Origin of the sequence: Streptomyces sp. NPDC087845 (assembly GCF_044742755.1) — a bacterium.
Lineage (GTDB): Bacteria > Actinomycetota > Actinomycetes > Streptomycetales > Streptomycetaceae > Streptomyces.
This window is the reverse complement of sequence record NZ_JBIUVC010000025.1, coordinates 15,168-40,027: the sequence shown is the minus strand read 5'-3', so window position 1 is coordinate 40,027 and position 24,860 is coordinate 15,168. Positions and strand designations below refer to the sequence as shown.

The 24,860-nt window shown below is 68.5% G+C and carries 20 protein-coding genes; 6 read left to right on the top strand and 14 right to left on the bottom strand.

The window, feature by feature from the left end; all coding sequences use genetic code 11:
* Positions 1–36: 36 nt before the first annotated feature.
* Positions 37–813 (top strand): hypothetical protein, encoded by a 777-nt coding sequence (locus ACIOMQ_RS37490; protein ID WP_402192225.1) that lies wholly within the window; start codon positions 37–39, stop codon positions 811–813.
* A gap of 136 nt (positions 814–949) precedes the next feature.
* On the opposite strand, the gene ACIOMQ_RS37485 is transcribed toward ACIOMQ_RS37490, so the two are convergent.
* From ACIOMQ_RS37485 to tap, 6 genes are all read right to left on the bottom strand, one after another.
* Positions 950–1,501 (bottom strand): hypothetical protein, encoded by a 552-nt coding sequence (locus ACIOMQ_RS37485; protein ID WP_401271589.1) that lies wholly within the window; start codon positions 1,499–1,501, stop codon positions 950–952.
* Positions 1,502–1,525: 24 nt separating this feature from the next.
* Positions 1,526–2,446, bottom strand: a complete 921-nt coding sequence (locus ACIOMQ_RS37480) for a hypothetical protein (protein WP_402192223.1) — start codon at positions 2,444–2,446, stop codon at positions 1,526–1,528.
* Between the two features lie 155 nt (positions 2,447–2,601).
* A complete protein-coding gene (locus ACIOMQ_RS37475) occupies positions 2,602–4,083 on the bottom strand; it encodes a helicase associated domain-containing protein (protein ID WP_402192220.1) in 1,482 nt (493 codons plus the stop codon).
* The gene (locus ACIOMQ_RS37470; protein ID WP_402192217.1) at positions 4,028–5,863 is read right to left on the bottom strand and encodes a Helicase associated domain protein; all 1,836 of its coding nucleotides are present in this window, start codon (positions 5,861–5,863) and stop codon (positions 4,028–4,030) included. The genes ACIOMQ_RS37475 and ACIOMQ_RS37470 overlap by 56 nt, the downstream gene beginning before the upstream one ends.
* Positions 5,864–5,936: 73 nt before the next feature.
* A complete protein-coding gene (tpg, locus tag ACIOMQ_RS37465; protein WP_402192215.1) occupies positions 5,937–6,494 on the bottom strand; it encodes a telomere-protecting terminal protein Tpg in 558 nt (185 codons plus the stop codon).
* 3 nt (positions 6,495–6,497) lie between these two features.
* On the bottom strand, positions 6,498–8,591 hold the full coding sequence (gene tap / locus ACIOMQ_RS37460) for a telomere-associated protein Tap (RefSeq protein WP_402192212.1): 2,094 nt from the start codon (positions 8,589–8,591) through the stop codon (positions 6,498–6,500).
* A 292-nt stretch (positions 8,592–8,883) separates the two neighbouring features.
* Between tap and ACIOMQ_RS37455 the strand changes: the two genes are divergently transcribed.
* The 4 genes from ACIOMQ_RS37455 to ACIOMQ_RS37440 are packed head-to-tail and all read left to right on the top strand — an operon-like array spanning position 8,884 to position 13,659.
* Complete coding sequence (locus ACIOMQ_RS37455; protein WP_402192209.1) at positions 8,884–9,666, top strand: TnsA-like heteromeric transposase endonuclease subunit; 783 nt, start codon at positions 8,884–8,886, stop codon at positions 9,664–9,666.
* On the top strand, positions 9,632–11,716 hold the full coding sequence (locus ACIOMQ_RS37450) for a Mu transposase C-terminal domain-containing protein (RefSeq protein ID WP_402192206.1): 2,085 nt from the start codon (positions 9,632–9,634) through the stop codon (positions 11,714–11,716). The genes ACIOMQ_RS37455 and ACIOMQ_RS37450 overlap by 35 nt, the downstream gene beginning before the upstream one ends.
* Entirely contained in the window at positions 11,710–12,762 is a 1,053-nt protein-coding gene (locus tag ACIOMQ_RS37445; protein ID WP_402192204.1) for a TniB family NTP-binding protein, read from the top strand. Before ACIOMQ_RS37450 ends, ACIOMQ_RS37445 begins: the two co-directional genes overlap by 7 nt.
* Positions 12,763–12,765: 3 nt before the next feature.
* Positions 12,766–13,659 carry a hypothetical protein gene (locus ACIOMQ_RS37440; RefSeq protein WP_401936796.1) on the top strand — a complete coding sequence of 298 codons (894 nt, stop codon included), beginning with the start codon at positions 12,766–12,768 and terminating at the stop codon, positions 13,657–13,659.
* On the opposite strand, the gene ACIOMQ_RS37435 is transcribed toward ACIOMQ_RS37440, so the two are convergent.
* Both ACIOMQ_RS37435 and ACIOMQ_RS37430 read right to left on the bottom strand, forming a co-directional pair.
* Positions 13,646–13,765, bottom strand: a complete 120-nt coding sequence (locus ACIOMQ_RS37435; protein ID WP_401937491.1) for a VOC family protein — start codon at positions 13,763–13,765, stop codon at positions 13,646–13,648. The genes ACIOMQ_RS37440 and ACIOMQ_RS37435 overlap by 14 nt on opposite strands.
* An 84-nt stretch (positions 13,766–13,849) precedes the next feature.
* Positions 13,850–14,437: a TetR/AcrR family transcriptional regulator gene (locus ACIOMQ_RS37430; RefSeq protein ID WP_093760531.1), complete on the bottom strand. Its 588-nt coding sequence runs from the start codon at positions 14,435–14,437 to the stop codon at positions 13,850–13,852.
* Positions 14,438–14,510: 73 nt separating this feature from the next.
* Between ACIOMQ_RS37430 and ACIOMQ_RS37425 the strand changes: the two genes are divergently transcribed.
* The gene (locus tag ACIOMQ_RS37425) at positions 14,511–15,341 is read left to right on the top strand and encodes a class I SAM-dependent methyltransferase (RefSeq protein WP_401936793.1); all 831 of its coding nucleotides are present in this window, start codon (positions 14,511–14,513) and stop codon (positions 15,339–15,341) included.
* A gap of 225 nt (positions 15,342–15,566) precedes the next feature.
* Here the strand turns inward: ACIOMQ_RS37425 and ACIOMQ_RS37420 are convergent, their stop codons facing one another.
* The 6 genes from ACIOMQ_RS37420 to ACIOMQ_RS37395 all read right to left on the bottom strand — a co-directional run bounded on the left by ACIOMQ_RS37420 (position 15,567) and on the right by ACIOMQ_RS37395 (position 24,718).
* Positions 15,567–17,195, bottom strand: coding sequence for a Helicase associated domain protein (locus tag ACIOMQ_RS37420; protein WP_402192201.1), 1,629 nt, complete (start codon positions 17,193–17,195; stop codon positions 15,567–15,569).
* A gap of 192 nt (positions 17,196–17,387) precedes the next feature.
* Positions 17,388–18,332: a helicase associated domain-containing protein gene (locus ACIOMQ_RS37415; protein ID WP_402192302.1), complete on the bottom strand. Its 945-nt coding sequence runs from the start codon at positions 18,330–18,332 to the stop codon at positions 17,388–17,390.
* 192 nt (positions 18,333–18,524) lie between these two features.
* On the bottom strand, positions 18,525–20,711 hold the full coding sequence (locus ACIOMQ_RS37410; protein ID WP_402192199.1) for a helicase associated domain-containing protein: 2,187 nt from the start codon (positions 20,709–20,711) through the stop codon (positions 18,525–18,527).
* A gap of 85 nt (positions 20,712–20,796) precedes the next feature.
* Complete coding sequence (locus ACIOMQ_RS37405; RefSeq protein ID WP_402192197.1) at positions 20,797–21,840, bottom strand: TniB family NTP-binding protein; 1,044 nt, start codon at positions 21,838–21,840, stop codon at positions 20,797–20,799.
* Positions 21,831–23,957, bottom strand: a complete 2,127-nt coding sequence (locus ACIOMQ_RS37400) for a transposase (RefSeq protein WP_402192195.1) — start codon at positions 23,955–23,957, stop codon at positions 21,831–21,833. The genes ACIOMQ_RS37405 and ACIOMQ_RS37400 overlap by 10 nt, the downstream gene beginning before the upstream one ends.
* Positions 23,954–24,718 (bottom strand): TnsA-like heteromeric transposase endonuclease subunit, encoded by a 765-nt coding sequence (locus ACIOMQ_RS37395; RefSeq protein ID WP_402192192.1) that lies wholly within the window; start codon positions 24,716–24,718, stop codon positions 23,954–23,956. The genes ACIOMQ_RS37400 and ACIOMQ_RS37395 overlap by 4 nt, the downstream gene beginning before the upstream one ends.
* Positions 24,719–24,860 lie beyond the last annotated feature (142 nt).

The following is a 24,860-nucleotide window of genomic DNA, read 5'->3' as shown; positions in this document are numbered from 1 at the left end:
CGTCGGCCCGAGACGCTCCAGTAGGCTGCGCTGGCCATGGATACGCACGCCGACCCCGAGCAGCCACGGCACGACGCGATAGCTGCCGGTCCACCGATCCGGCAGCTCTTCCGGGACGTCATCGCCGACCGCATGCCGGGTCCCAGGCCGCCCCAGGCGGCGATGCTGTTCTCCGCAGAGATCGACCCCTACTGGGACGACCGGAGCTTCCTCGCCGACTTCTACAACGGCATCCTCCACCAGGACACCTGCCAGCCCGCCACCGCTGACGGCCTCGTCCTGCTCGCGGCCCTCGCCCTCGACGACCGGATTCCCGCCCAGCATCGATTCCAAGCCATCGACCTGCTCTTCAGGGCTGCCACCGTCGCCGAGCGGCACCTCGCCGAGACCTGGCCAGCCACCCCGCCACACGGCGATCCCGACAGCGAGGCCCGGGCCCACAGCACGGTCCAGGACCGCACTCCAGATCTACTGACCCGCTGGTCGGCCGAATGCCCTGCGGTTCGGCTGGCCCTCGCCGGCCTCGCCGTCGTCTTCCCGACAGACCGCACCCTGCCCGCCCTGACACCGCGCCTGCGGACCTTCACGCACCAGTATCCCCAGGGCACCGACATCGGCGACTACGTGCGGTTCGTCCTCGTGCTGGCCGCCCAGGACGAGGACCGAATTCTCACGGTCACAGAGGAACTCACCGACGCCTACTGGACGGGAACCCCGCGTGGAATGCCAACACATGCACGAGCCCTCCACCTCCTCGGCCAGATGCTGACCAAGGTGGGAGCCGGACTCACCCGGCCACGCGCCGGGCAGTGACCCTCACGGGCACGACGAGCGACGCATCGCGCATCGCTCGCGCTGCTATGTCTCGTGAACACTCACGGGCCTCAAGATCCGCGACTGCTGCCCAAACCGGTGGACAAACGCTGCCCCTAGAAGTGAACGAAGCCATTCACGAAGTGTTCTGGTGTCGACGCAGCCAGTCAGGGTCCCGCACTGGTGTGACTACTGGGGCAGGCTCAGCTGAGTCCGCGTCTGATACCTGCATCATCCTGTCGAACAGCCAGATGAGGCGGAAGAAGCGTAGTGCCGCGAAAGCCATGGCGAATTCGAAGATGAACCGTGCGGATGCGGGGTCCTTGTTTCTGTCGAGTGCGAGTGCGCTCAGAAGAAGGGCGCACACCAGCGCGGTGCCGCACAGCAGACTGCGCCAGCTTCGCCGGAGACCCACTTGATGGTGACGTCGGACAGCGCGTAGGCGTTCCCCGTTCGCCGCGGTGTAGATGGAGATCGCGATCGCACTCAGCCCGCCGATAGCTGACACCACACCAGCAGCAGCGGCATACAGGTCAGTTCGCTGCGACGAGTCGATCCACGACAGCCAGTCTCCTGACCCGGTCGTGCGGATCGCCAAAATGTGAGCGCAGAGGACGAGCGCTGCTGCGAGGTAGTCGATCCAAAGATGTTCTGCCCACCGATCCGCGATGGTGTCGCGTACCTCCACAGGCCCCCCTCGTCTATGCCCAGGTCACGAGCCCCCGGCATCCACTGCGAGTCGCAAAGCGTCCTCATGCTCGGCCGCTGCTCCCAGGATGGCATCCACCGCTGACGTGATCCGGATTGACCTACCTTCGCCATCTGTGGCCGGTACGCGCTTTTTAGCCGTAATGCTGTGTTCTACTAGCTCGACGAGTCGAGTCTGCTCCGGCCCGCCCGGCTCGGAGAAGACCAGTCGGGCCCGGGCCCGCTCGGCGCCTGTGACCACATCGGAGATTTCTTCCAGGTCAGCAAGAAGATGCTCACGGTGCTCCCTGAGTTCCTTCTTCTTGGGCACAGAGATGATCATGGTCACACTGATCTCCCCGTACGATTCCCCGGCTACACGGAGCGTCCGGGCCAGCCCACCGCGACGTTCGCTCAGCGCACCCATCTTGTTGGCCATGATCTTCACTTCTACCCGGCTCGCGCCAGAGGCGGTCTTGAGTTTCTCCACCTCGGAATGCGTCACTACTGGGCGGATCTGCAGCTGTCTGCCAGGGAATATCTGGATCCCGTTGAGCCACGTCTCCAGCGCCTTGTGCGACGGCGCCGACACACCTCCCTGCATGATTCCCACAACGTTGCCGAAGGGAAGGAAGCAGATTACCGACGTGTCCAGGTAGCCCTCCTGCGCCGACTGTTCCAGCTCGCGCAGAGTTCCTGTGTCGAAGTTCATGACAGACAACCACTCGCCAGCGTCCTTCACGCGATGCAGGAGCAGATGGTCCTGCATGTCGTAGGTGGCGATGGTGCCCACCATCTGTGAATCGGCTTCGAAGGTCCGGGCTGCGACAGGTGCCCGTGAGAGATCCGAGAGTGCGCCGTCCCAGTCCATCAGCTCGGGGATTCGTCGGGCTTCGTCGTCCTTGAGGACAACCACCTCGTAAAAACCAACCGTGCGTTCCTTCATGTGGCCCAGCGTTGCCAAGGCGCCCCCTCACTCGTGCCGACAGCAGCAAGCCATGCGTCCGATCTAACAGTCGGTCACGGTCTGCTGTATAGATCGTAAGCCCGTGCAGTAGGCCAAAAGGGCGCGAACCAGCGAACCGGTGTCGCTGGTCGTTTTCAGACTTTCATGTCCGAATTGCTCCAGCCCTCGGTGAAGCTGGCGGTGCTGAGGAGTTGTTGTTGGCCGGGGTGGAGGGTGCTCCATTGACTGCGCTGGACGTTGGCCCACCGTTGGAGTGTGTCGGGGAGGGGCTCGTTCCCGCTGATCGCGGTTCGGTATTGCTGCCAGGTGCGGTGCCAGGTGTAGGGCCAGGGTGGGTTCCACCACGGGTCGAGGCTGGTGAGGGCGGTTGCGGTGGTGGTGGAGAGGGTGCCGGCGCGTTGTTTGCGGCGTTGCTGGCACAGCCATCTGCCGAGGGGGAAGCCGTCTTGTCGGGTGTGCTTGTCCGGGGTGAGGTGGCCGTGTTGGGCGGCGTAGGCGCGTGCGTGGTCGAGTCCGGGGCTGGCGGGGTAGGAGCGTGTGGCCGGGGCGGGGCGTTCGCCTACGACAGCGTGGGGTGTGATGCCGAGGGCGGTCAGGAGGTCCTGCTGGCCGGGGTGGAGATGCTCCCAGGACTCCTGCTGGACACGGATCCAGCGGCAAAGGCCTCGGGGAAGGTTCGTGGCCGGTAGGCCGTCGGCATCCGTAGCTGCCGTACGGAGACGGTGGTAGGCCTGCTGCCATTGCAGGGGCCAGGCCGGATTCCACCACGGATCGATCATGGTCAGGGCTTCGGCCCGGGTAGGGGAGAGGCGGCCTTGACGGGCGCGTCGTCGTTGCCAGGCCAGCCACTTCCCCAGCGGGAACCCGTCGAGGACGGTGCTGGCGGGCGCGGCGATATGGCCGTATTCGGCGGCGTAAGCGCGGGCGTGTGCGAGCGCGGTGTCCAGAAGATCGGGCCCGGAGCGGGACGCCGGTGGTTGGGCGGCGCGGGCTGTTTCGGCGGTGATGCCGATCTTGGTCAGCAGGCGGTGCTGTTCGGGGTGGAGTGTGCCGTAGTCGGTGCACTGACGCCTCAGCCAGTCGGCCAGCTCCTTCTCAAGGCCGGGAATGCCGGTACCACCGCCACCGCCACCGCCACCGCCATCGGTTGCGGACGCGGACTCTGACCGCTCGCGTACGCGACTCCAATTGCGTTGCCACTCCAAGGACCAGGTCGGGTTCCACCAGGGGTCGAGCGCTGCGAGGAGCGTGCTGACCGGCCATGTCCCGCCTGTACTGCGATGGTGCTCCCGCGCCTGGTGGCGCTGTTCGCTCAGCCACCGGCCCAGCGGAAACCCCTCAAGACAAGCTTTCAGGGGCGTGGCGAGGTGGCCATGTGCGGCGGCGTACGTGCGCGCGTGGGCCAGCCCGGGGCCCGTACCGCAGAGCTGGGCGATGATCTCGTGGGGGCGGGTGGCGGCGGTCTCGGCGGTGATGCCGATCTCCGCCAGCAGATGCTGCTGCGGCGGATGCAACTGCTTGTAGCCGGTGCACTGTACGGACAGCCACGTGGCCCAGCCGTCACTGCCGTCCGGCCAGCCCCCCTTCTGCAGCCCCTTGGTGCCGGTCTCGGGCATAAGCGCGGATCCGGTACCAGGTGCGCTGCCACGCCAAGGGCCACGGCGGGTTCCACCACAAGTCGATCGCGTCGAGCACCTGGAGGTGCGCGCCGGGTTCGTCCTGGCGGCGGGTGAGGCAACGCTGGGCATTGAGCCACTTCCCGAGCGCAAACCCCTGGTACGAGATGTTCTTGGTGGCCAGGGCCAGGCATCCGTGTTCGGCGACGAAGGCGCGCGCACAGGCAACAGCCGCATCGATGCCCGCTGTCCGGCTCGTTCGGCGCGGGCGTGCGCTACCGGCGGCCTGGGCCGTGAGGCCGATGTCGGCCAGCAGACGGCGCTGTTCGGGGTGGAGCGAGCTGTAGTCGGTGCACTGCAGGTACAGCCACTCCCCAGTCAGCATGTGGGTGTCGGGGAAGCCGTCGGCGGCGTTGAAGGGACCGTGGCGGGTGACGTGGTCGCGGGCGCGGTAGTAGGAGCGCTGCCACTTCACCGACCAGGGAATGTTCCACCACGGATCCACCTCCTTCAGGGCGGCGGCCTTTTCTTCAGACAGGGCCAGGGCATGGGCCTGCTGGTTGTGCACCCATTTCCCCAGGGAAAAGGAACCGACTCGGGTGTCACGGTGGGTGGCGAGGTGGCCGTGTCGGGAGGCGTAGGTGCGCGCGTGGGCCAGGCCGGCGGCGAAGGCGCCCTCGGCGTGCACGCTGTGACCCCGCAGCCGCTTCTGAGCCGGCAGACCCTCTGTGCCCGCGGTCTGCCGACGCTGGTAGCACGCGAGAACGTCGGCGAGAGGCCGGGGCCGGAGCGCCAAGGGGACCTGCCACGGCCGCTGTTCGTCGTCTCCACTGCCGCCCTTGGCACGGATGCACTGGTACGTCCAGGCAAACAGCGGTCCGTGGGTGCAGGCGGCCAGACGCTCGGTGAGCCACGGTCGCCGCAAGCGATGGCCCAGCTCGCTGGGCACGCAGGGCACATCAGCCAACCGGTAGGGCAGGTGACCACCACCGTCAGCAGCGACACGGAGCCGCCAGGCCGGGCTGGCCAGAAGCGTGGCGAGGGCGACGGTCTCTGGGTAGGTGACCAGATCCCGCGCCAGGATCCGCCACCGCTGCGGATCCTCGCCCGCGGGCATGGCCGCATCCAGCCGCATCGGCCACAAGCGCTCCTCGGGCCACTTCTGCGCCCACCACCAGGCTGTGACCGCCTCAGCAACCTCGAACGCCGAACCAGCGACGGGGGAGCGGCGCAGCAGCCTCCGGTGATCCTCCTGCGCCTGGACCACCTCCGGGCATCCGGCCAACCCGACGACACGGCCCCCGCTGCCAGGCACGCTCATCAGCCAGCACCCGTGGCGTGGGCAGACTCGCTGGTGCACCGCCAGGTACACCCGGGCTGGTGCAATGCGACCGGTCCGCGCAGCCACACAGCCCGGGCAGGCCGGACCCCAGGCGGAAACCGTCTCCACCCCGTTGTGGAGCCGCGCCGCCGGCCTCTCCTTCGAGGGGCCCAGCGGCTCCTCCCGCGTCCAGGCCGGCAACGCACGGTGTAAGCCCACCTGCGGCACACGACACAGCGCCGCGACCCGGTCCCGGGCCGCGGCGTTCAAGAACACCTCACTGTCGCCCTGTAGAGCGCCGACGACGCCCTGCTGGCCAGCCACCTCGGTAACCGTCGACAGCAGACTCCGCACCGTCAGGCCGTACCTGTCCGCGATCCGCCCCAGGAACGACAGCGTCATCTCACCCTGCAGCGGAGTCACCCGAAAGGCACCCGCGGCCAGCAACAGCTTCCCCACCCATCCCGTCGCTTGTGACAACTATCGTGCTTCGGCTCAACAAGCAGGTGCCGGGCTTGCGGCCGGCGCCAGGTCAGTAGTCGAGGTCGAGGTAGTCGATGTCGTTGAGGGTGACGTCGGAGAGTCCCATGGCGCGGGCTCCGCTGTCTTGGAAGTAGATCTCTTTGAATCCTTCGGCGATGATCGCGCGCATCTGCTGGTCGCTGGCTCCGGTGTCGCGGGCGTTGAACAGGCGCTGTGCGTAGGCCGGGGGGAGGTGGACGGTGAGGCGGCGGAAGCGTCCGTCGTCGGTCGTGCCGACGGGTGCGGTGTAGCCGAACCGGGCCCTCGTCTCCACGGTGATGCCCATGGCGGTGGCGGCCTGCTTCCGGCGGCGTCTGCGGACCTGGGGTTGCCAGCGCGCCCGTACGGCCGCGTCGATCCGTTCGGCGATGGCCTGCGGCGGGTGCTTGCGTTCGCCCTTGCGGTAACGCTCCACCGACCGCTGGCTGACCCCGATCTCCTGGGCAACGGCTTTGGTCGTCTTGAGCTGCTTCATCAGGAAGTTGATGCGCGCCTGGAGTGTCTTGGGCGGCTGGCGGGTGAAGCTCTCGCGGTCGGCGCGCTCGATTGCGTCGTCGATCTCTCCCACCGGTTACTCTCCTTCGTCCAGGACGGCGTCGCCGCCCTTGATGTGGCGGGCGGGGTTGAGGCCCTGCTCCATCAGGTCGACCGCCCAGAGCATCGACTGGACGCCCTCCAGCTTCGCCAGGCCGGGCGTGGGTCCAAGGCGGAACCCGCCGGGCTGGGGCTTGCCGGAGGCGGCGTACGGCAGGAAGTCCAGCGGGCTCTCCCCGGGCGAGGGGTAGACGACGCAGTCGGAGAGTACGGCGAGCGGGTACAGGCCCGTCATCTTCACCATGTTGTTGAGCTTGCGGTGCATGTTGACCCGCGCCTTGCTGATGACGGCGGCGCGGATGTCGGGGCGCCAGGTCGGGCGTTCCAGGGCCGGCCACCGCTCGCCATCCTTGTAGTGCTTGCCCTGCGGGCGCTCGCGGAGCTTGCCGACGCCGCCCTTGACCGTGGCCTTAATGGCGGACAGGACGGCGGCCAGGGCGGGGTCGACGTCCTTGGGGCGCTCCATCGCTGCGAGGAAGGCCCGGTCGTCCAGGTCCTTCGTAACGCCGAGGTCGGCGAGGGTGTCGACGTAGGCGGTCTTGAGGCGGTCGTGCCACGGGTCCAGGTACGCCCCGGTTTCGCGCCGCAGGTACGCTTCGATCGGCTCCACGTTGTAGCCGAGCTCCTGGGCGTAGGCGACGGTGTGCGTCTGGTACCAGGCCGGGCCGGTCGGGCGGGTGCCGTCCGGCGTGAACGGTGAGGGCAGGCGCGGGTCCAGCTCGATGTGGGACAGGTCGACCAGCCAGGAGCCGGGAATCTTCGGGTTGAACTTCGGGGTGTGGAAGTGGTCGGGGGCGGACAGGCCGACGACCAGGCGGGCCGCGGCGGCGAGGAACGCGGTGTTGAGGTCCAGGCCGACCGCGAAGGGCAGCGTGCACTCCTCATCTGTCAGCAGGTCCACCGAGCGCACCCACTGGTACGCCTCCTCGTTGAGGAACCCGCCCTTCCAGCCGGAGTTCACGACGACGGGGTGCTCCGGGGTGGCCTCCGGCGGCGCCGGGTCCATCGGGGCCGTCCCCAGCGAGCCCGGGTTGTAGCCGGACACCCAGTTCCCGGTTGCCGGGTCCTGCACGGCTTTCGTCGGCGGACGCAGCGCCGTCATCAACTCCAGCCCGGACACGGCCGTCGACCCGCGCGGGGTGATGACCCGGGTCGCGTACACACCCAGGACGCGGGCGATGTCGGCCGCCTCCATGTCCGTAACGCCGGGCCAGGACCGCTCATCGAGGGCATCCCAGGATAGGATGGCGAGCTGCACGCACTGCCGCTCGCGACCCTGGGCCTTGCGGTAGATCCGGGCCCACGGGCCGAACCCGCGCTGCGTGAGCTGCCACTTCGCCTTCGCCACCTGCTTGACCGCCGGGTGGTCCTCGGGCAGGCGCAGGGAGCGGCGCTGTTCGTGGCCCTCCAGGCGCTCCGGCAGCCCGAGCTTCACGGCGGCCGCGGCGGTGAGCACGATCAGAGGGTCGGAGTCCTTGCCGTACCGATTGAGCTTCGCAGCCCCGAGCCCGGACTCGCGCAGCGTCCACTCCACCAGTTCCACCACGGTGGTCGCGGGGCAGTCGAGCACGATGCCGTCGACGCCGTACGCGGACCCGTCGCCGTCCAGGACCGCGAGCGGGCCGTGCGGGAAGCGCGGATCGGCTGTGGGCTGAGCTATTTTCTTCGCGGCCGGGCGGCGCGATGCCGCGGTCGGCCGGGTGGCGGGACGTGCCCTGGCTGGAACCGTGGGAGCCTGCGGGGCGTCTGCCGTCTCCACCTCGGACGCGGTCGCTTCACTGGACGCCGCCGGTGCTGTCACGGCAGCCGAGGCTGCACCGTGTGCGGGATACTTCGCGGCCCACCCGTTCAGCAGCCGCTGGTAGGCATCCAGGCGCGGCGGCTTCGGCTCCGAGCGGCCGTTCTCCCAGTTTTTCACCGACTGAGTCGTCGTCTTCAACGCGGTCGCGAGGCGGGCCTGGGTGATGCCGGCGGCCTCACGAAGCCGGGCACGCTCCGCCGGAGGCGGGAGATGCGGCTCCTCGTTCAACAGAGCGTCGACGGACGCGAACAGCTCTTCCTCAGATGCCATTCCCTGCACCTTCACGTCAGGACTCGATACTGCTTAACCAAGAACTTAGCCCACTCCTTAACCTTCCCGTGCCCACTCCAACCCCAGTACGGCGAGCGCGGCGAGATTGTCGGCGGTGAGCTTCGTGTCCTGTCTCTGCGATGCGTAGGCAGTCCTGCTCATCTGTAGGCATGTGCGTCTCGGGCCCGGTCATGTGTAGGCGAGTTCCGGAGAGTTCCGGTCTTGTGTAGGTACGGCGATCACCGCGCTTCTACGGTCGAAGTGACTGGTCGGCGTCGTACCGGAGGCCCGGATGGATGTGCACGAGGTGTCGGCGGAGAACGTCGATCTGGAGTACGTCAGCGCGGCCGGCATCCGTGAACGAGGATCTTTGGGGCGCCTGTGGCCGGTCCGGTTCGAGTCGGTACGGCCTGAGCGCCGGTTCCCGGCATTTCGTGGTCAGGGCAATTGGTGCGGCTGGTACTGGTCGGCGACGTGCGGCGGGCATGTGGGCTATGAGTCGTGGCTGGAGCGCGATCGCCTGATGCTGCTCGATTTCGATCCGCTGGTGATGGGCATGTCCTCACAGCCGTTTCGGCTGTCCTGGGCAGGCCCGGATGGGAAGCGGGTGCGGCACACGCCGGACTTCTTCGTACGCCGCGCCGATGGCACGGGCTTGGTGGTGGACGTGCGTCCGGACGAGCGGATCGAGCCGGATGACGTGGCGAAGTTCACCGTGACGGCGGCGGCCTGCCGGTCGGTGGGCTGGGACTTCGTGCGGGTGGGGACGCCGGATGCGGTGCTGATGGCGAACGTGCGGTGGCTGGCCGGCTACCGGCACCCGCGGGTGCACCGCCCGGAGGTCGCCGCGCGCTTGCTGGAGGCGTTCGCCGACGGCGGTGGGCTGCTGGCCGGGGCCCGGAGGGTGGGTGATCAGATCGTGGTGCTGCCGGTGCTGTTCCATCTGCTCTGGCGCCGGGCCCTGGCCGTGGATCTGGAGGCCGGGCTGTTGTCAGCGGACACACGCGTCCGGCTCGCCGTGGTGTGGGAAGGAGGCCAGGGTGCCGTCGCGTCCGCGGCTGCTGCGAGTGGGTGATGTGGTCCGGTTCGACGGGCGGCTGCACATGGTGGCAGCCTTGGAGGGGACCGCTGTCCGGCTGGTCGACGAGGCACAGTCGGCGAGCGTGGTGATGCTGGCCCACCTGCTGTCCTCCAGCGGCTTCAAGGTGGTCACACCGGCCTCGGTGCGGACTGTGGTCCCGGCGGCCGGGGTGCTGGTGGGGCTTCCGGCCAAGGCGGTGGAGCGGGCCGAGTGGTGGCAGCGGCACTTGGTGGAGATGCTCACGGGCCGTCCGCTGGAGGACCCGCAGGGGCCCGTGCGGTCTGAGTACGACCCGGCGGTGAGGTCGCTGCGGCAGCGGGAGCTGGCCAAGGCGGCCGAACTGGCCGCGGCCGGGCACAGTACGTCGCTGGCGCTGATCCAGAGGATGCGGTGCCGCTTCGAGAACGAAGGAGTGCTGGGCCTGGTCGACCCGCGGCTGCGGGCAGCCTCGGACGGCACGAGCCGCGCCGACCGGCGGGTGGTCGAGGCGCTGCGGAAGGTCGTGGAGGATCAGACGGGCCGGTCCACGGTCTCCGCGCAGGTGCTGCGGCGCCGGATGGAACGCCTTCTGGAGACCGAACACGGTCCTGGGGTGGTGCTGTTGCCGTCGCGCACGGCGTTCTACCGGCTGCTGAAGGCGGTGAGCTCCGGGCGGCACACGCTGGGCTCGGCCCGCACCCGCCGTTCGCTGGCCAAGCAGCCGGACGGCATGTTCGGCCAGCTCACGGCGGTCCGGCCGGGCGAGGTGATGGAGATCGACTCGACTCCTCTGGACGTGCTGGTCGTTCACGATGACGGCACGGTGGACACCGTCGAGCTGACCGGCATCATCGACATCGCCACCCGCACGCTGGCCGCTGCGGTGCTGAGGCCGTCGACGAAAGCAGTGGACGCAGCGTTGCTGCTGGCGCGGGCGATGACGCCGGAACCGATGCGGCCCGGCTGGGCGGACGCCCTGCGGATGTCCCGCTCGGTCCTGCCACACGCCTCACTCACGGCGCTGGACGAACGTCTGGCCCAGGCGGCAGCCGTCCCCGTGATCACGCCAGAGACGATCGTCTGCGACCGCGGCAGGGCCTACATCTCCGACACGTTCCGCTCGGCCTGTCAGTCGCTGGGGATCTCCTTCCAGCCCGCTCATCCCGACACGCCGACGGACAAACCGCACATCGAGACGATGCTGGGCTCGGTGGCGACGATGTTCGTCCAGCACCTTCCCGGTTACAAGGGACGCAGCACCGAACACCGGGGCACCGATCCTGCCGCGGAAGCCCTCTGGACAATCCACCAGCTTCAAGAACTGCTCCAGGAATGGATCGTCCACTGGCAGAACCGGCCCCACGACGGGCTGCGGGACCCGCTGATGCCCGGAAAGGCGCTGACTCCGAACGAGAAGTACGCCGCCCTGGTCGCGGCGGCCGGGCACGTCCCGGTCCCGCTCAGCCCGGACGAGTACATCGAGCTGCTGCCCCGCTGTCGGCGGCGGATCAACTCCTACGGCATCCGTCTGGGTCACCGCACCTACGACAGCGCGGAGTTGAACCCGCTCCGCCGCCAGCCGTCCGGAGCCGGCCCGGACGGGCGGAGCTGGGAGGTCCACTACGACCCCTACGACATCTCCCGCGTCTGGGTACGCAACCACCGCGAGGGCGGCTGGATCACCGTGATCTGGCGGCACCTTCGTACTGCCCCGATGCCGATGGGCGAGCTCGCCTGGGACCACGCCCGCCGCGTCCTGGCCCAGCGCGGCACCGACCCGGCGACCGAAGAGGAGATCGCCCAGGCCGCCGTCGCCCTGCTGGACCGCGCTGCCGACGGCCCGAAGGACGCACCCGCGGAACCGTCCCGCGCATCGCGCCGCAGCGGCCGGGACCGCAAGGTCGCCGCCCGCACCCGGGCCACCGCCGAGCCTTCCTGGCCCCGGCCGGACGAGCCGGCCGCCGAGCCCATTGCCGAATCGGTGGAGACGGACGAGGACGAACTCGCCGACGTGATCCCGCTGGAGATCTTCGACGCACGCAAGGAGGCCGAAAGGTGGTGGTGAACGCACCGAACCTGGACGGCGAGGAAGTACCGGAGCCTGGCGAGGACCGCACGGACCCGTCGACACGGCTGGAGGGCTGGCGCCGGTTCGTCGAAGAAGACCCGGCTGTCTTCGACCTGCTGCCCGAACAGCAGTGGCAGGCCCTGAGACCGCCGATGCGGGACGCCTATGACGAGGCCCGCATCGCCTACCACTCCGAACTCCAGGTCGTGCGCACGTCCACGGTCAAGGACATCGCCCACCAGGGACGGCTGCTGACCCTGCTCAACCAGCGCGAGCACGGCGACCGCCGCGGACTCATCGTCTCCGGCGAGTGGACCACCGGGAAAACCACTGCGCTCAAGCAGCTCGGCCGCCTACATGAACTGCGCGTCCGGCAGCGCTATCCGGGCAGCGACCGCATCCCGGTCGTCTACATCACCGCCCCGCCCAAGGGCTCCCCGCGCAAACTCGCCATGGAGTTCGCCCGGTTCCTCGGCCTGCCCGTGATCGGCCCGAGGCACAACACCATCGGCGTCACCAGTGCGGTCTGCCAGGTGCTGATCGAGGCCCGCACGGATCTGGTCCTGGTCGACGAAATTCACCTGCTCAACCACGCCACCATCGCCGGTGAAGACCTCTCCGACCACCTGAAGTACTTCACCGAGCATCTGCCCGCGACCTTTGTCTATGCTGGCATCAACGTCGAACAGTCCGGGCTGTTCACCGGCATCCGCGGCAAGCAGCTCGCCGGCCGCTGCGTCCTCATCCGCACCGGTCCCTTCCCTCTCAACGCAGAGTGGCGGTCCCTGATCGCCTCCATGGAAAGCACCCTCCGCCTCCACCGCCACGAGCCGAACACCCTGGTGAAGATGGCGAAACACCTGCACCAGCGCACGGGCGGCATGATCGGAAGCCTCTCCCACCTCATCCGGGCGGCGGCGATCTCCGCAATCCTGGACAGCACCGAGTGCATCACCCGGACCACGGTCAAGAACATTCGCATCGACCACAGCAGTGAGTCCTCCGCCCGTGGACGCACCGCCTCTCTGCCCCGCACCGGCTGAACAATGACGTTCCGCCCGGCACTCATCCGCCCGCTGCCCATCACGCTGCCGCCGTTCCCCGGCGAGTGCGAATCGTCCTACTGGAACCGGCTGGCCCTGGCGAACCACGTCCCGCTGGCCCGGCTGCGCTCTCCTTCACGCTGGCTGGACTCCCGTCTCACCAGCCTCGACACCCTCTGCGTCCTCAGCGGCCAGTCTCGGAAGACCCTGGCCGAAGCCATCCCCGACCTCCGCACGGACGATGCGTCATCCACGACGGAAACACATGTCCCGGCCCCCGACCACGTGCTTCGCTGGGCCTGCCGCCGCTGCGTCGTCGCCCGCACCGGTTCGACGCTGCCCGCCCAGGTCTGGGCCTCAATCCACGACGAAGTCTGCATCCGCCACAACCTCTGGATCGGCAAGAACGTCCTCGCCCCCGAACAGCAACTTGACCTGTCCCGAACCCCCGACGTCATTCGCGCTCAACGCCACTACTGGCGACTCCGACAGCGATACGACCCGACTCACATCGACGCCTGCTACGTCGCCACCGGCAAGCTCTGGAGCGGTCTGGCCCACCGCCACTACCGGCTCACCCACCGCGCCGAACTCCTCCACGACCTGGTCGTGGTCAAGGCACCCACCGTCGAGCCGGACAAAAAGGCCCCATGGCTGGAAGCCGCTGGATACCCCGAACACATCACGCTGATCAGCCTGTTCGCATCAGATCACTGGAGGCGATCGATCCTCAGTGACGACCTCCTCGTCGTCACCCGGGCCATCGCCGAATTCCACCGCCGCTTCCCGCTGCAAGCGCCCCTGCGAGGCACCAGCCGCACATGGCTCAGCACAACCATCGAGGCCACAGTCAGACAGGTCGAGGGCCTCGTGAATCCGGCAATCAGCGCAGGCTGAAGCAGATGGGATGCCCAACCGGATCGGCGAGGACCCGCGCCTTGCCCCCATGCGGCTGGTGATCCGACTTGCCCGCACCCAGCTCCAGCAGCCGGACCCCGGCCACGTCCAAGTGCTTAGCCTGGGGCAGCTACGGAGGCCTACCAGATCCGGGGGCAGGGGGGGGCGACACGCGACCTGGACGCTCAGGTCACGACTGGGGTGGTCGCAAGGCGCCGGCGATGACGGTGGTCACCATCTTGCGGACTGCGGCGGTCTGCGGTGGGGCGCTTGTCCGGTCGGCGAACAGCAGGTGCCCGGCCCCGACGAGGGTGGGGGCGAGCGTGTCGATGTCGGCGTCACCGGCCAGACGCCCCAGCTCCCGCTCGGCAGTGAGGTATGCGGCGATCATGGCGGCGCCCTGCACGGCCAGCGGGATGCCGGTCAGACCGGCCTCGCGCAACCGGGCGCGGAGGCCGTCACGGAAGGTGATGAGCGCGACGATCGCCACCGTGACCGGCCCGAACAGGTCCTGCAGCGCGTCGGAGAGGTTGTCCACCACGCTCCCGGTGCCGGCGGCCGCGCGCAGAGTCGTGGTCCGGTCCTCGATGCCGCGGACGCGGTCGAGGACCAGTTCCGCCAGGAAAGCGTCGAAGTCGGTGAAGTGCCGGTGCAGCACACCCTTGGCGCAGTTCGCCTCCTCCGTGACCGCCCGGCTGGTCAACGCGTCGGGCCCGTCCCGAAGCAGGACGCGCTCGGCGGCTTCGAACAACTGGCCGCGCACGTTGTGGATGTGCACCCCTGACGGCATTGTCTCCCTTTCCGCGCCGCCCCGCCTTAACAAGTGGGCAACCGCCCATTAGTGTGGGCGCATGCCCACTTTATCGCAGGGACAGCCGGACAAGTCCGGCCCCGAGCCCCACCGCCACCGACAGACGGCCGAGTCGTTCGGAGTGGACGCCGAACGCTACGACCGCGCCCGACCGCCGTATCCCCAGGCCCTGGTGGACAGGATCGTCGCGGCAAGCCCCGGCCGGCACGTCCTCGACGTCGGAGCCGGGACCGGCATCGAGGCCCGGCAATTCCGGGCGGTCGGCTGCACCGTGCTCGGTGTCGAGCCCGACGAGCGGATGGCCGCCTTCGCGCGACGCAGCCGTGTCGAGGTCGAGGTCGCCAGGTTCGAGGACTGGCAGCCGGCAGGGCGGCAGTTCGACGCGGTCATCGCCGGCACCGCCTGGCACTGGGTGGACCCCGTCGCCGGCGCGGCCAAGGCGGCCCAGGTGCTCCGGCCCGGCGGCCGACTCGCCCCCTTCCACCACGTCCCCCAACTCCCGGCCGAGGTGATCGACGCCCTCGCCGAAACACTCCAACGGGTCGCCCCCGATTCCCCGTTCAACCCCGGCCTGCTCAGAGGATCGGCCGTGGACGCCTACCAGCCACTGTTCGCGAAAATCGCCGACGGCATCCGGCAGACCGGCAGGTTCAGCGAGCCGGAACAGTGGCGCTTCTCCTGGGAGCGCACCTACTCCCGAGAGGAGTGGCTCGACCAGCTCCCCACCCTCGGAGGCCTCACCCAACTCTCCGCGGACAAAATGGCGGAGGTCCTGGACAGCGCCGGGACTGCGATCGACATGCTCGGCGGCCACGCCACCATGCCCTACACATCCGTCGTGATCACCTCTACCCGCTCCCATACGGCCTGACCGCCGCAAACGTCGGGCGTCGCCGGGCGCGAACAGACTGGTGAACTCGGCGACGCCCCCAGGGAGGCGGGGAAGAGGACTTGCAAGCGGGGAAGGTTCCCCGACTTCTTGCGCCGGGCCTCGGCGGGCCCGGCACCTCCGCGCCGACCAGTGGACTCCCGCGATGAGCACCCTAGAGGCGGCTGCCTACGGTTGAGCGGGACATCGACGGCCGACCTGTCCCACTCAACCGTAGGCACCGCAGGTCAGAACCTCGCCCTGCCCACAGTTATCTGGGACAGGACACTTCGCGCGGCGTCCCTTCTGATTCATGATCCAGACTCCGAGCTTGACGGGGTGCTCTTGGCCGTCGACCTCGACCGTCTCTACGTGGGTTCTGGGGACGGTCACCGAGGCCGTGCGGGCCTTGTACTGCGCCAGGGCCGCCACGCCTCGCTCGAAGGCCACCAAGGGCGTCGTGGACGGCATCGGGAGCTCCGGGGGCGGAGGTGTGATGCCGAGCTGCTCCAGGCGTCCGCGCTGCCCGTCCGTCAGGGCCTGCCAGACCTCGGACTTGCGCTGCCGGGCCAGCCACTTCCCGATGTCCATGCCGTGGACCGTGAAGCCGGGAAGGACGTCCGCCTGGCCCTCTTCGTCGGCGACCAGCTCCCGCAACGCGGCGTAGTGCCGTTGCCATTCGGCCGACCATTGCGGGTTCCAGTCCGGGTCGATCTCCTTGAGTGCCGTGTCCCACTCCGGGTGCCCGTCCAGCGCACCCGCGCGGCGGAGGTTGCTCAACCACTGTCCTACCGACCTGTCCAGGGCCACGGCTGACCTCGGAGCACAGAGGGTCCAGTGGTCTTCGTAGTACGCCTTGGCGGCCTCCAGGTTCTCCTGGAAGCGCTCATCCGCGACGGACCACACCATGCCGAGCTGCTCCAGCCGCCGGGCCCGCAGCCCGGCCATCTGCCCCGCCCCGTACGCCCTTCGCTGTTCCGCGACCCAGGTCCCAAGCGGAAACGCCCCCTCCCGGTGTCCGTAGGGCACTCGGGCGTTCTGCTCACGCTCAGTGAACTTTTTCAAGGCCGCCCAGCCGCGCGCCCAGTCCTGCTTCTCCGTGTCGATCACGTTGAAGCTGACCCAGTCCGCGACCATCACCGGATCACGCGGAGCCGCGAAACGGAGCAACAGACGGGATTCTTCCTCGCCTTCCTCGGGCGCCGAGCCGATGTTCACGGACGGCTGCGCCACATCCTTCTGCGGCTCCTGCGGAATGGCAAGCAATTCCACGGCCTCTTCATCATGAGCCCGAAGACCTTCGAGCACCTTCACCAAAGGCCGATACGATCCCGAGGTGAACATATCTTCCGGCTGCTCTCCCGGCTGGAGAAATACCGGCACGATCAGAGAGGCCAACTTCCCTTGCCCCGGCTTCTGCCGCAAAGCACGCCCGATGGCCTGCACGATGTCGTGCGGCGCCCCCTTCGGGTCCAACAGGGCGACACTGTCCACCGCCCGGATGTCGACGCCCTCACCCAGGACCCGACAGTTCGAAAGCACCGCACGCCAGGCGGTGGAGCCGAACTCACCCAGCACGCCCCGCCGGCGCTCCGGGACATGCTCGCCACACAGCCAGTCCGCCCAGATCTTCGCCGGATACCGTTCCGGCTGGTCAGCGTGCAGCTTCGCCGCGACGCGCTCCAGGCCCTTTGCATAAGCCTGAGCCTCTATCGTCCGGTGGTGGAAGGTGATGCACGTCTGGAGGTTGTGCTGCTGCATCGTGTGCAGGAGCGCCGCCTGGAGCGCCCCCAGCCGCTGCCCCCGCACCTCCTCGCTACGCCGCTCCTCGCCCATCAGCCGGTCCGGGGTGACCACCGGGTCCTGGATGTCCGCGCCCAGTGATCATGTGTTTTTAGTAGCTATCTGAGCTGGGATGTTCAGATAGCTGGTTGTCGCTGCGGGAGTTGCGTGTTGAGGGCCGGTTGCGGGCATGAAGGCGGAATGGTGGCTTGGGCCTGGGGCTTCATGCTGTTTGTGGCTGGGGTGTTCAGGTCTTTTGGTTGCTGCTCACTTTGGATGGGTCGCTGAGAGGCGCTCGTTCGTGGGGTTGAGGCTGATGGCGGTCAGGAGCGTGCGTTGGTCGGGGTGGAGTATGTGCCAGTTCGTCTGCTGTGTGGTGAGCCAGCGTCGTTGGCTTGTTGACGGGTGCTGGTCTTCGGTGAGGGGGGAGCGGAGAGCGGTGTAGGTGTGTTGCCAGCTGATTCTCCAGGGTGGGTTCCACCAGGGGTCGAGTGCTGCGAGTGCGTGTTCGTGGGGCCAGGGTTGGCCGGTGCGGCGTACGTGGGCGTTGGCGCGTTTGCGCTGCTCGTACAGCCACCAGCCCAAGGGGAATCCGTTGTGTTCGGTGTCGTAGTGGGCGGTGCCGAGGCCGTCATGGGTGTGCGCGTAGGAGCGGGCGTAGGGCAGGCCGCCGTCGATGGATGACGAGACGGTGGTGGGGCGTGGGCGGCTGGCGCCGGCTCGAGGGCGCCTGCGTGTTTCCTGCTGGGGCCGGGCGGCGTGCGCGTCCTTCGAGGTGATGCCGAGATGGGTGAGGAGTTGTCGTTGGCCTGAGTGGAGGTCGTCGTAGTTGATGCATTGGGTGAGCAGCCATCTGGTGGCGTCTGGGGGGAGGCCGGGGAAACCTGCCGCCGCGTTCAGGGTGCGGCTGCGGTTCTCGGCTTTGACGGCGTGGTAAGCGGCTTGCCATGGCAGGCCCCAGGGCGGGTTCCACCAGGGGTCAATGGCGTTGAGCGCGTCGGCGCGGTTGCGGGGGAGTCTGCCGTAGGTGGCTCGTTTGCGTTTGTCGGCGAGCCATGATCCGAGCTGGTAGCTGTCGTGGCTCTCGCTTCTGGGTACGGCGAGGTGTCCGTGCTGGGCGGCGTAGGAGCGGGCGTGGTCCAGGCCGGTCTCGAATGAGGCTTGCTGGGTGACGCGGCGGGGCCGTGCGGTGCGGGCGTCGGCGGCGGTGATGCCGAGCTGCGCCAGCTTGTGCCGTTGCCCGGGGTGGAGGTGTGGGTGGCCGACGCATTGGGTGTAGAGCCATTGCCCAGTCCAGTCGGGGGTGCCGGGGAATCCTTGCTCGGGGAGGAGGGCGAGGCCGTCTTCGACGAGTTTGCGGGCGGCTCGGTGGTTGATTTGCCAGTCCGCGTTCCACGGTGGGTTTCACCAGGGGTCGATGGCGGCCAGGAGCGGGTCGGCTGGGTAGGGAGAGGTGAACTTGGAGGTGTGGAGCTTGGCCTGTCCCCGTTGGCGGCTCAGCCAGGTGCCTATGGGGAAACCTTGGTGACGGTCGGATGGCGATGTGTTGAGGTCGCCGTGGAGTGCCGCGTAGGAGTGGGCGTAGTGGAGTCCCGTTTCCAGCGACGGGCCGTCGGTGGCGGGGTTGGGCCGGGCGGTTGCGGCAGCCTGCTCGGTCAGGCCGACGGCCGCGAGTTGCTGACGCTGTTCCACGGCCAGGCCGGGATAGGTCACGCATTGGGTGTACAGCCATTGGCCGAGTTCGTCGTCAAAGGCGGTGAAGGCGTTTTCGGGATCGAGGGTGTGACCGGAGCGGATGAGGTCGCGCACTGTGTAGCAGGTTCGTTGCCAGTCGGAGGGCCAGGGCGGTGCCCACCACGGATCCATTGCGTCCAGTTGTAGTGCGACAGCGGGGTCGAGTCTGCCGCGTCTGGCCCGTACTCGGAGGTTGGACAGCCATTGGCCGATGGGGAAGCCGTCGTGCGTGTCGGCTGCGCTGGCACACAGGTGCTCGTGCTGCTTCCAGTAGGAGCGGGCGTGGTCCAGTCCCTGGTCACGGGCTTCAGCGATGTTGCGGCGACGCGGTCGTGCGCGGCGGGCCGTTTCGGTGGTGATGCCGATCTGGGTCAGGAGTTTCCGCTGCTGGGGGTGGAGGCTGTCGTAGTTCTGGCACTGCTGGTATAGCCAGGTGCCGAGATTCTCACTGGTGCCGGGGAAGCCCTGCTCGGGTGTGACGGTTCCTGAGCCTGGCAGCCGTCGTGCGCGCAGGTAGATGCGCTGCCACAGCGTGCTCCACGGAGGATTCCACCACGGGTCGAGGTCGGACAGAGCCCGGCTGTGCTCGGGGGGTAGCTGGGGGCCTGTGGCGCGCTGGTTGGACAGCCACAGGCCGAGTTGGAACCCGTCCTTTTCGTGCCGGTAGGGAATGCACAGGTGTCCGTGTTCGGCAGTGAAGGCCTGGGCGAGGGCGAGGCCGCGGGCGAACCCCTGCGCTGTGTCGCCGTCGGCTTCTGCTTTGTCCGCGGTGCCTGCGGTTCGGGAGGGCCGGTCCGGATTGCTGCCGGCAGAGGTTGGGGTGCGATAGGCGGGTGCGACCCGCCACATGCTCACGGTGCGCTCGCGTTCACCGGCGTGGGAGCGCCAGCATGCCTGGAGCCACGCGGTGAGCGGCCCGGAATCACTGTCGGCCAGCACGCTGGCGAGCCAGGGCCGGTGTAGCCGTAGGGCGAGTTCGCGGATGAAGGATGGCGTGTCGGCGGGAACGTGTGGCCGGTGCCTGCCGGTGTCGGCCAGGACCTGGTGCTGCCAGAAGGGGCTGGCTAGCAGTCCTGCGAGGGTGACGGTGTCGGGGTAAGTGACCGCGTCCCGGGCAGCATGGGGCGAAAGCTCGGCGGCGGGGTTGGTGCGGGCGAGGCTGTCCAGCCGCTGCGCCCAGGTGGTTTCCTGAGGCCGGGCGGCATCCCACCAGGTGGCGACGATGGCCTGCGCGACCGGGTAGGCGTCTGCGGCATTCTCCCGGCGGCGTAGCAATGCCGTGTGGCGGCCGCGGGCCTGTACGGTCTCGGGCAGTTGGGCCAGGCTCAGCTGGCTGCGGCCGGAGTTCTGATCCGGTACGTCCTGCGTGCCCGGCAGCCACATCTGGTGGCGAACGCAGAGGCGCTGGTGCGCCGCCATGTACAACCGCGCCGGCTCGGTTCGGCCGGTACGGGCGGCGGTACAGCGCGTGCAAGCGGCGCCGGTGGGCGAGATGGAGCCGGCGCTGTAGAAGGTGACTGCGGGACCGGTGTCGTAGCGGCCCGCAGGTTCGAGCCGGGTCCAGGCAGGGAGGGCCCGGCGCAGATGCTCCGGTGGTACTCGCGACAGGGTGGCGAGGCGTGCCCGGGCGTCGGCGTTGAAGTACACCTCGCCGTCGGCCTTCAGCGAGGACATGGGCTTTCTGTTGCCGAAGGCGAAGAACTCCGCGATCACGTCGGCAGCCGTTGCCCCAAAGTGGCTGGCCAGACGTTCGACAAAGGACAGCGTGGTCTCACGCCGCAGCGGCCGCACGCCTGTCGCGCACGGGAGGGAGGGGAACAGCAGGGACGACGGCCCGCGTGCTGGCGGTACGGTCATGGGCGGTGCTCCCGATTTTCGTGAACGGGCGCCTGCGGGCATAGGCGATCCGGTTCCGGACCTCGGGCGCTGCTGGAGGGGCGGGTCAACGCTTATCCCCGGCGCGCTTGGCAGTAGCGCGGCGTTGCGCTGGCACGGGGGCGAGTAGCTGCTGCTCTGCGCGGATGTCCAGCTCGACATCCTCCAGCAGGCTCTTCGTTATGGTCTCGGTCCCGTCCATGATGGCCGTCACGGCGGCTTCTCGGAGCAGGTGAGACAGGCTGCCGATCACTCCTGCGGTGCGGCGGTGCAGGTAGGCGGCCTGTCTGGCGAGCGACCCCGGGCGGTGGTTCCGCAGCCGTAGCGCGCCCTCCAGGTCACGGACCAGTTCCTGCCAGACCTCGCGCTGCGCGGCGGTGCCGTAAGGCAGTGGGTCGTTGCGCAGCAGCTTGAAGCGTCCCGCGAGTTGCTGTCCGCGCGGCCCGATCAGCAGTGGCGAGTCATGCACATCGACGCCCGCGTAGACGAAGGTGGCCGGGATCCGCTCGCCCAGGTGCTTGATCGGGTCCGAGGTTTCCGCACCGGAGCGGGTGCGGGTGTCGAGCAGATGGATGTCGTCGACCAGGACGAGCTGGGTGCGCAGCTCGCACAGCGTCGCGCATACGGCGTCGGTGATCGCTGCCTGGTTCATGCGCTGCAGGACCGGCAGGCCCAGGAACCGGGCGAATTCGGTGACCAGCATCTTCGGGGTCGACGCAGGCGGTACGGAAACGAAGGCAACCGGAAGCCGGTCTTGAACACCCGGATGCTTGCGCCGGTCCGTCAGCTCGAAAATCCGCCCCAGTTCCATGAGCGTGGTGGTCTTGCCGGTGTTCGGAGGCCCGGAGACGATCAGCCCGCGCCTCGCGGTGCCGCGGTGGCGCCGGTTGACCAGCAGCATCCGCTGCAGTTGTATCGACACCCTCTCCATGGCGGGAGTGGCCACCACGACGAACTGCGAGTGGTAGTCCAGCCGCTGCTCCCGGCTCCAGCCTGAGTCATCGGCCACCGCTGTGGCCGGTGCGCTGTCGACGTAGCGCTGCCAGCCCACCCAGGTGCTGACTGGGTCGAAGGCGTCATCAACATCCGGGGTGAATTCTGCTAGAGCCATTGGTCGGCCTCCGCATAGGGGTTCAGCAGTCGGGATGTGTATAGCCGCACGTCACCGGACGACGTGTCGTCGCCCTCCTCGCCTTCGTCGAAGCCGGCAAGGTCGTCGTACGGCTCCTCCGGGTCGCGATCGCGCTGTCCCCTCTCACCGGCCTCCGATACGAAGGCAGGAGGCGAAGACTCCTCTGCAGTACCGGCTGTCGGACCGCCGACGGTTACAGATGAAGTGGCAGAGGCGCGAGCCGCCACCGTGCGCTCGCGGCGTGTGCCTTCTCCGGCGCCCGCTCGCCTGAGCAGCGCGTCCAGAGCACGGGCCAGGGCGAGCTCGTGCGCATCGCGGTCAGCGGTGCGCGCTACTGTCTTGCGGATGTGCCGCCAGGTGTAGTCGGTGAACGGCATGTTCACCTGGGTGGCGTGGATCCACGGCACCTCCACGAAGCCGTCCGGCAGCCGCACCCAGATCCGTGCCGGTTCGTAAGGGTTGTAGTGGACCTCCCAGCGCTCGCCCCTGGCAGAGCTGCCCGATCGGCGCCGCCGGTACCCGTTGAGGGCCTTGCCATCGTAGGTGCGGTAGTCGAAGCGAACACCGTAATCGTTGATGACCTGCCACCTCACCGGCAGCAACTCGATGTGGCTGTCCGGTGCCAGCGGCACGGGCACATATCCGGTGACGCCCACCAGCGCGGACCACATCTGGATCGGTGACAGTTCCAGATGAGGCAGGAGAGGATGCCGCAGCGACGAGTGCTTACGCGCGTGCCACCCCGCTACCAGCCATTCGTCGAACAATTCCTGCAACTGCGGCAGTGTCCACCGGGCCTCGTCCTCAACGCCCTTTCCGCGCTCGTTGGCATTGGACCCGGTGTAACCCACGACGTACTGGCAGAACTGCTGATTGACCGACTTGAACGTGCGCTCCACGTGGCCCTTCGCCGGACCGTTCGCCGGCGGCGCGGGCTGCAGCGACACCCCCAGGCTCCCGCACGCTGCCAGGAACGAGGAGGAAACGAACACCCGTCCCTGGTCCACGATCACCGTTTCCGGCACGATCACAGGCCGGGCAGCGGCTCCCTCCAGCCGCTCGTCCAGACTCAGCAGCCGCTCGTAGGGGACCACCGACCGCTGCAGTGCCAGCGCCGCGTCCCAGCCCGGACGCATCCGCATCGGCGCCACCATCTCCGCCAGCAGCACCGCCGCATCCACCGCGCTGGTACCCGGCGGCCGCAGCACCGCAGCACAGATACTCCGCGTCGCCACGTCCAAAGCCAGCGTCAGCTCCGGCCGGCCCGTCACCCCGTCCGCCAGCACCGCCACCACATCCAATGGAGTGCTGTCCATCATCACCATCTCGCCAGGCCGCAACGCCACCGTCGGCACGAACGGCGGCGCCGGCCGCGACGCATGCCAGCGCCTCTGCGCCGCCGTACCCAACATGCCCTGGCCATCGGCCAGCGCATGCACCAGCCGGTTGAACGTCGACTGCGGCGGCACCCCCACCGCCCCCGGGCCGTGCTGATCCTCCAAGAACCACCGCACCTGGTCACGAAGACGCGTCAACGTACCCGTGGACCTGTCCCGCTGCTCCTCAAGCACCGCCACGACCGCGTCCACCACCCGCGGATCCGCCCGACCCACCGCAGATCTGGGACGGGTGGTGCGCTGGTCCACCAGCCCCCACACACCCTGGTCCCGGTAACGCACCCGCATCCGCCGCACCGTCGCCACGCTCGTCGGCAGGCCGCTGGCGGTCAGTTCCTCCGCCTTGGCAGCCTCCCGCTGCGCCAAGGTATGCACCGCGGGGTCGTACCGCGGCCTCGGCGTCCCGCCCACCGGGTCAGGGAGGCCCGTTTCCACCTCTCGCACGTGCCGCTCCCAGCTCAGCGCCTGCTCCCGCACCGGATCAGGCACCGCGTCGAGCAGCGCGAACGGCGGCACCTGACGTCGGGGAGCGCCGCAGACCTCGAAGTGCGGGTCGGCGAACAGGTGGGGGAGTGACACAGCCGCGACCGCGCCCGCGTCATCGACCAGCCGCCCCCGGACTCCCTCCAGAACCGCAACAGTCCATGTGCGCTCGTCCCAGCGCACCTGATCGCCGACGCTGAGCATGCCGCGTTTCACACTGCCACCCTTTCGGCGGCGGCACTTGCGACGGTCCGCTCGTGCAGGGGAAGCTCCAGGTTCGTGTTGAGTACCCCACCCCATAGGGCGTGGAACACAGCCGGCCATACAGCAATCGGATCCCCGAGCCGCGAGACACCCTCCTCAAGCGGCTGCGGGCGGGCGAAGCACGCCGCGACCTCTGCCATCCGGCCGCTGCCACCGTTACGGGGATGGCGGTACCCCGACAGCCACCTGACATTGGCGGCAACCACCGGCTCCGGCGGTAGGGCGATGCGATAGCGCCACCCGGCCGCCTCCACCACTGCCCTCACTTCTGAGGCTCGTTCCCCCAGTCGCTTGGAGACCCCGTCGCGTCCTGCGCAGTCGACCAGCACACCGCTTCCATCCCGGAGCCGGGCCATCAAATGCGGAGTGTGCACAACGGTCTCGCCGCCGTGCCCCAGCCATGCCAACTCCACTGGGCTGCACGCCATAGAAACCACATCCGGATCACGGTCCAGCAGCATGACTTGCGTGCGCATCGCCCCGAACCCGTAGTGCACCAGTTGTCCGGAGGTTGCCGACCACCACCAGCCAGGTGCCACACGGCGCCCCCGACGTACGGGGAACATCCGCACCGGCCTCAGGTCTTCGAGCGCGAGCCCCTGCGCGACGTGCAGCCATGGCAAACGCTGGAGTTCTCCGGCAGCGCCGACGAAGCGCGCCTCGATTCGACTGGTCGCCGCGATGGCATCCGTCGGCGGCAAGAGGGTGTCCATGACCACCAGCCAACATCGACTCAGTTGAACTGCACACTGTTCACTTAGAACGAATTTCCCGCCGAATTCTGAACCGGACCGCCTTGCCTACCGACTGCTTCTCTGCACCCGCGTGTGCCATGTGCGGAACCGGTCATGGGCC

Coding starts and splice junctions, on each gene's coding strand:
- tap (WP_402192212.1), bottom strand. CDS start 8,591: ATGGCATCTGAGGAAGAGCTGTTCGCGTCCGTCGACGCTCTGTTGAAC.
- ACIOMQ_RS37455 (WP_402192209.1), top strand. CDS start 8,884: ATGGATGTGCACGAGGTGTCGGCGGAGAACGTCGATCTGGAGTACGTC.
- ACIOMQ_RS37490 (WP_402192225.1), top strand. CDS start 37: ATGGATACGCACGCCGACCCCGAGCAGCCACGGCACGACGCGATAGCT.
- ACIOMQ_RS37410 (WP_402192199.1), bottom strand. CDS start 20,711: ATGACCGTACCGCCAGCACGCGGGCCGTCGTCCCTGCTGTTCCCCTCC.
- ACIOMQ_RS37440 (WP_401936796.1), top strand. CDS start 12,766: ATGACGTTCCGCCCGGCACTCATCCGCCCGCTGCCCATCACGCTGCCG.
- ACIOMQ_RS37395 (WP_402192192.1), bottom strand. CDS start 24,718: ATGGACACCCTCTTGCCGCCGACGGATGCCATCGCGGCGACCAGTCGA.
- ACIOMQ_RS37475 (WP_402192220.1), bottom strand. CDS start 4,083: ATGCCCGAGACCGGCACCAAGGGGCTGCAGAAGGGGGGCTGGCCGGAC.
- ACIOMQ_RS37425 (WP_401936793.1), top strand. CDS start 14,511: ATGCCCACTTTATCGCAGGGACAGCCGGACAAGTCCGGCCCCGAGCCC.
- ACIOMQ_RS37405 (WP_402192197.1), bottom strand. CDS start 21,840: ATGGCTCTAGCAGAATTCACCCCGGATGTTGATGACGCCTTCGACCCA.
- ACIOMQ_RS37480 (WP_402192223.1), bottom strand. CDS start 2,446: ATGAAGGAACGCACGGTTGGTTTTTACGAGGTGGTTGTCCTCAAGGAC.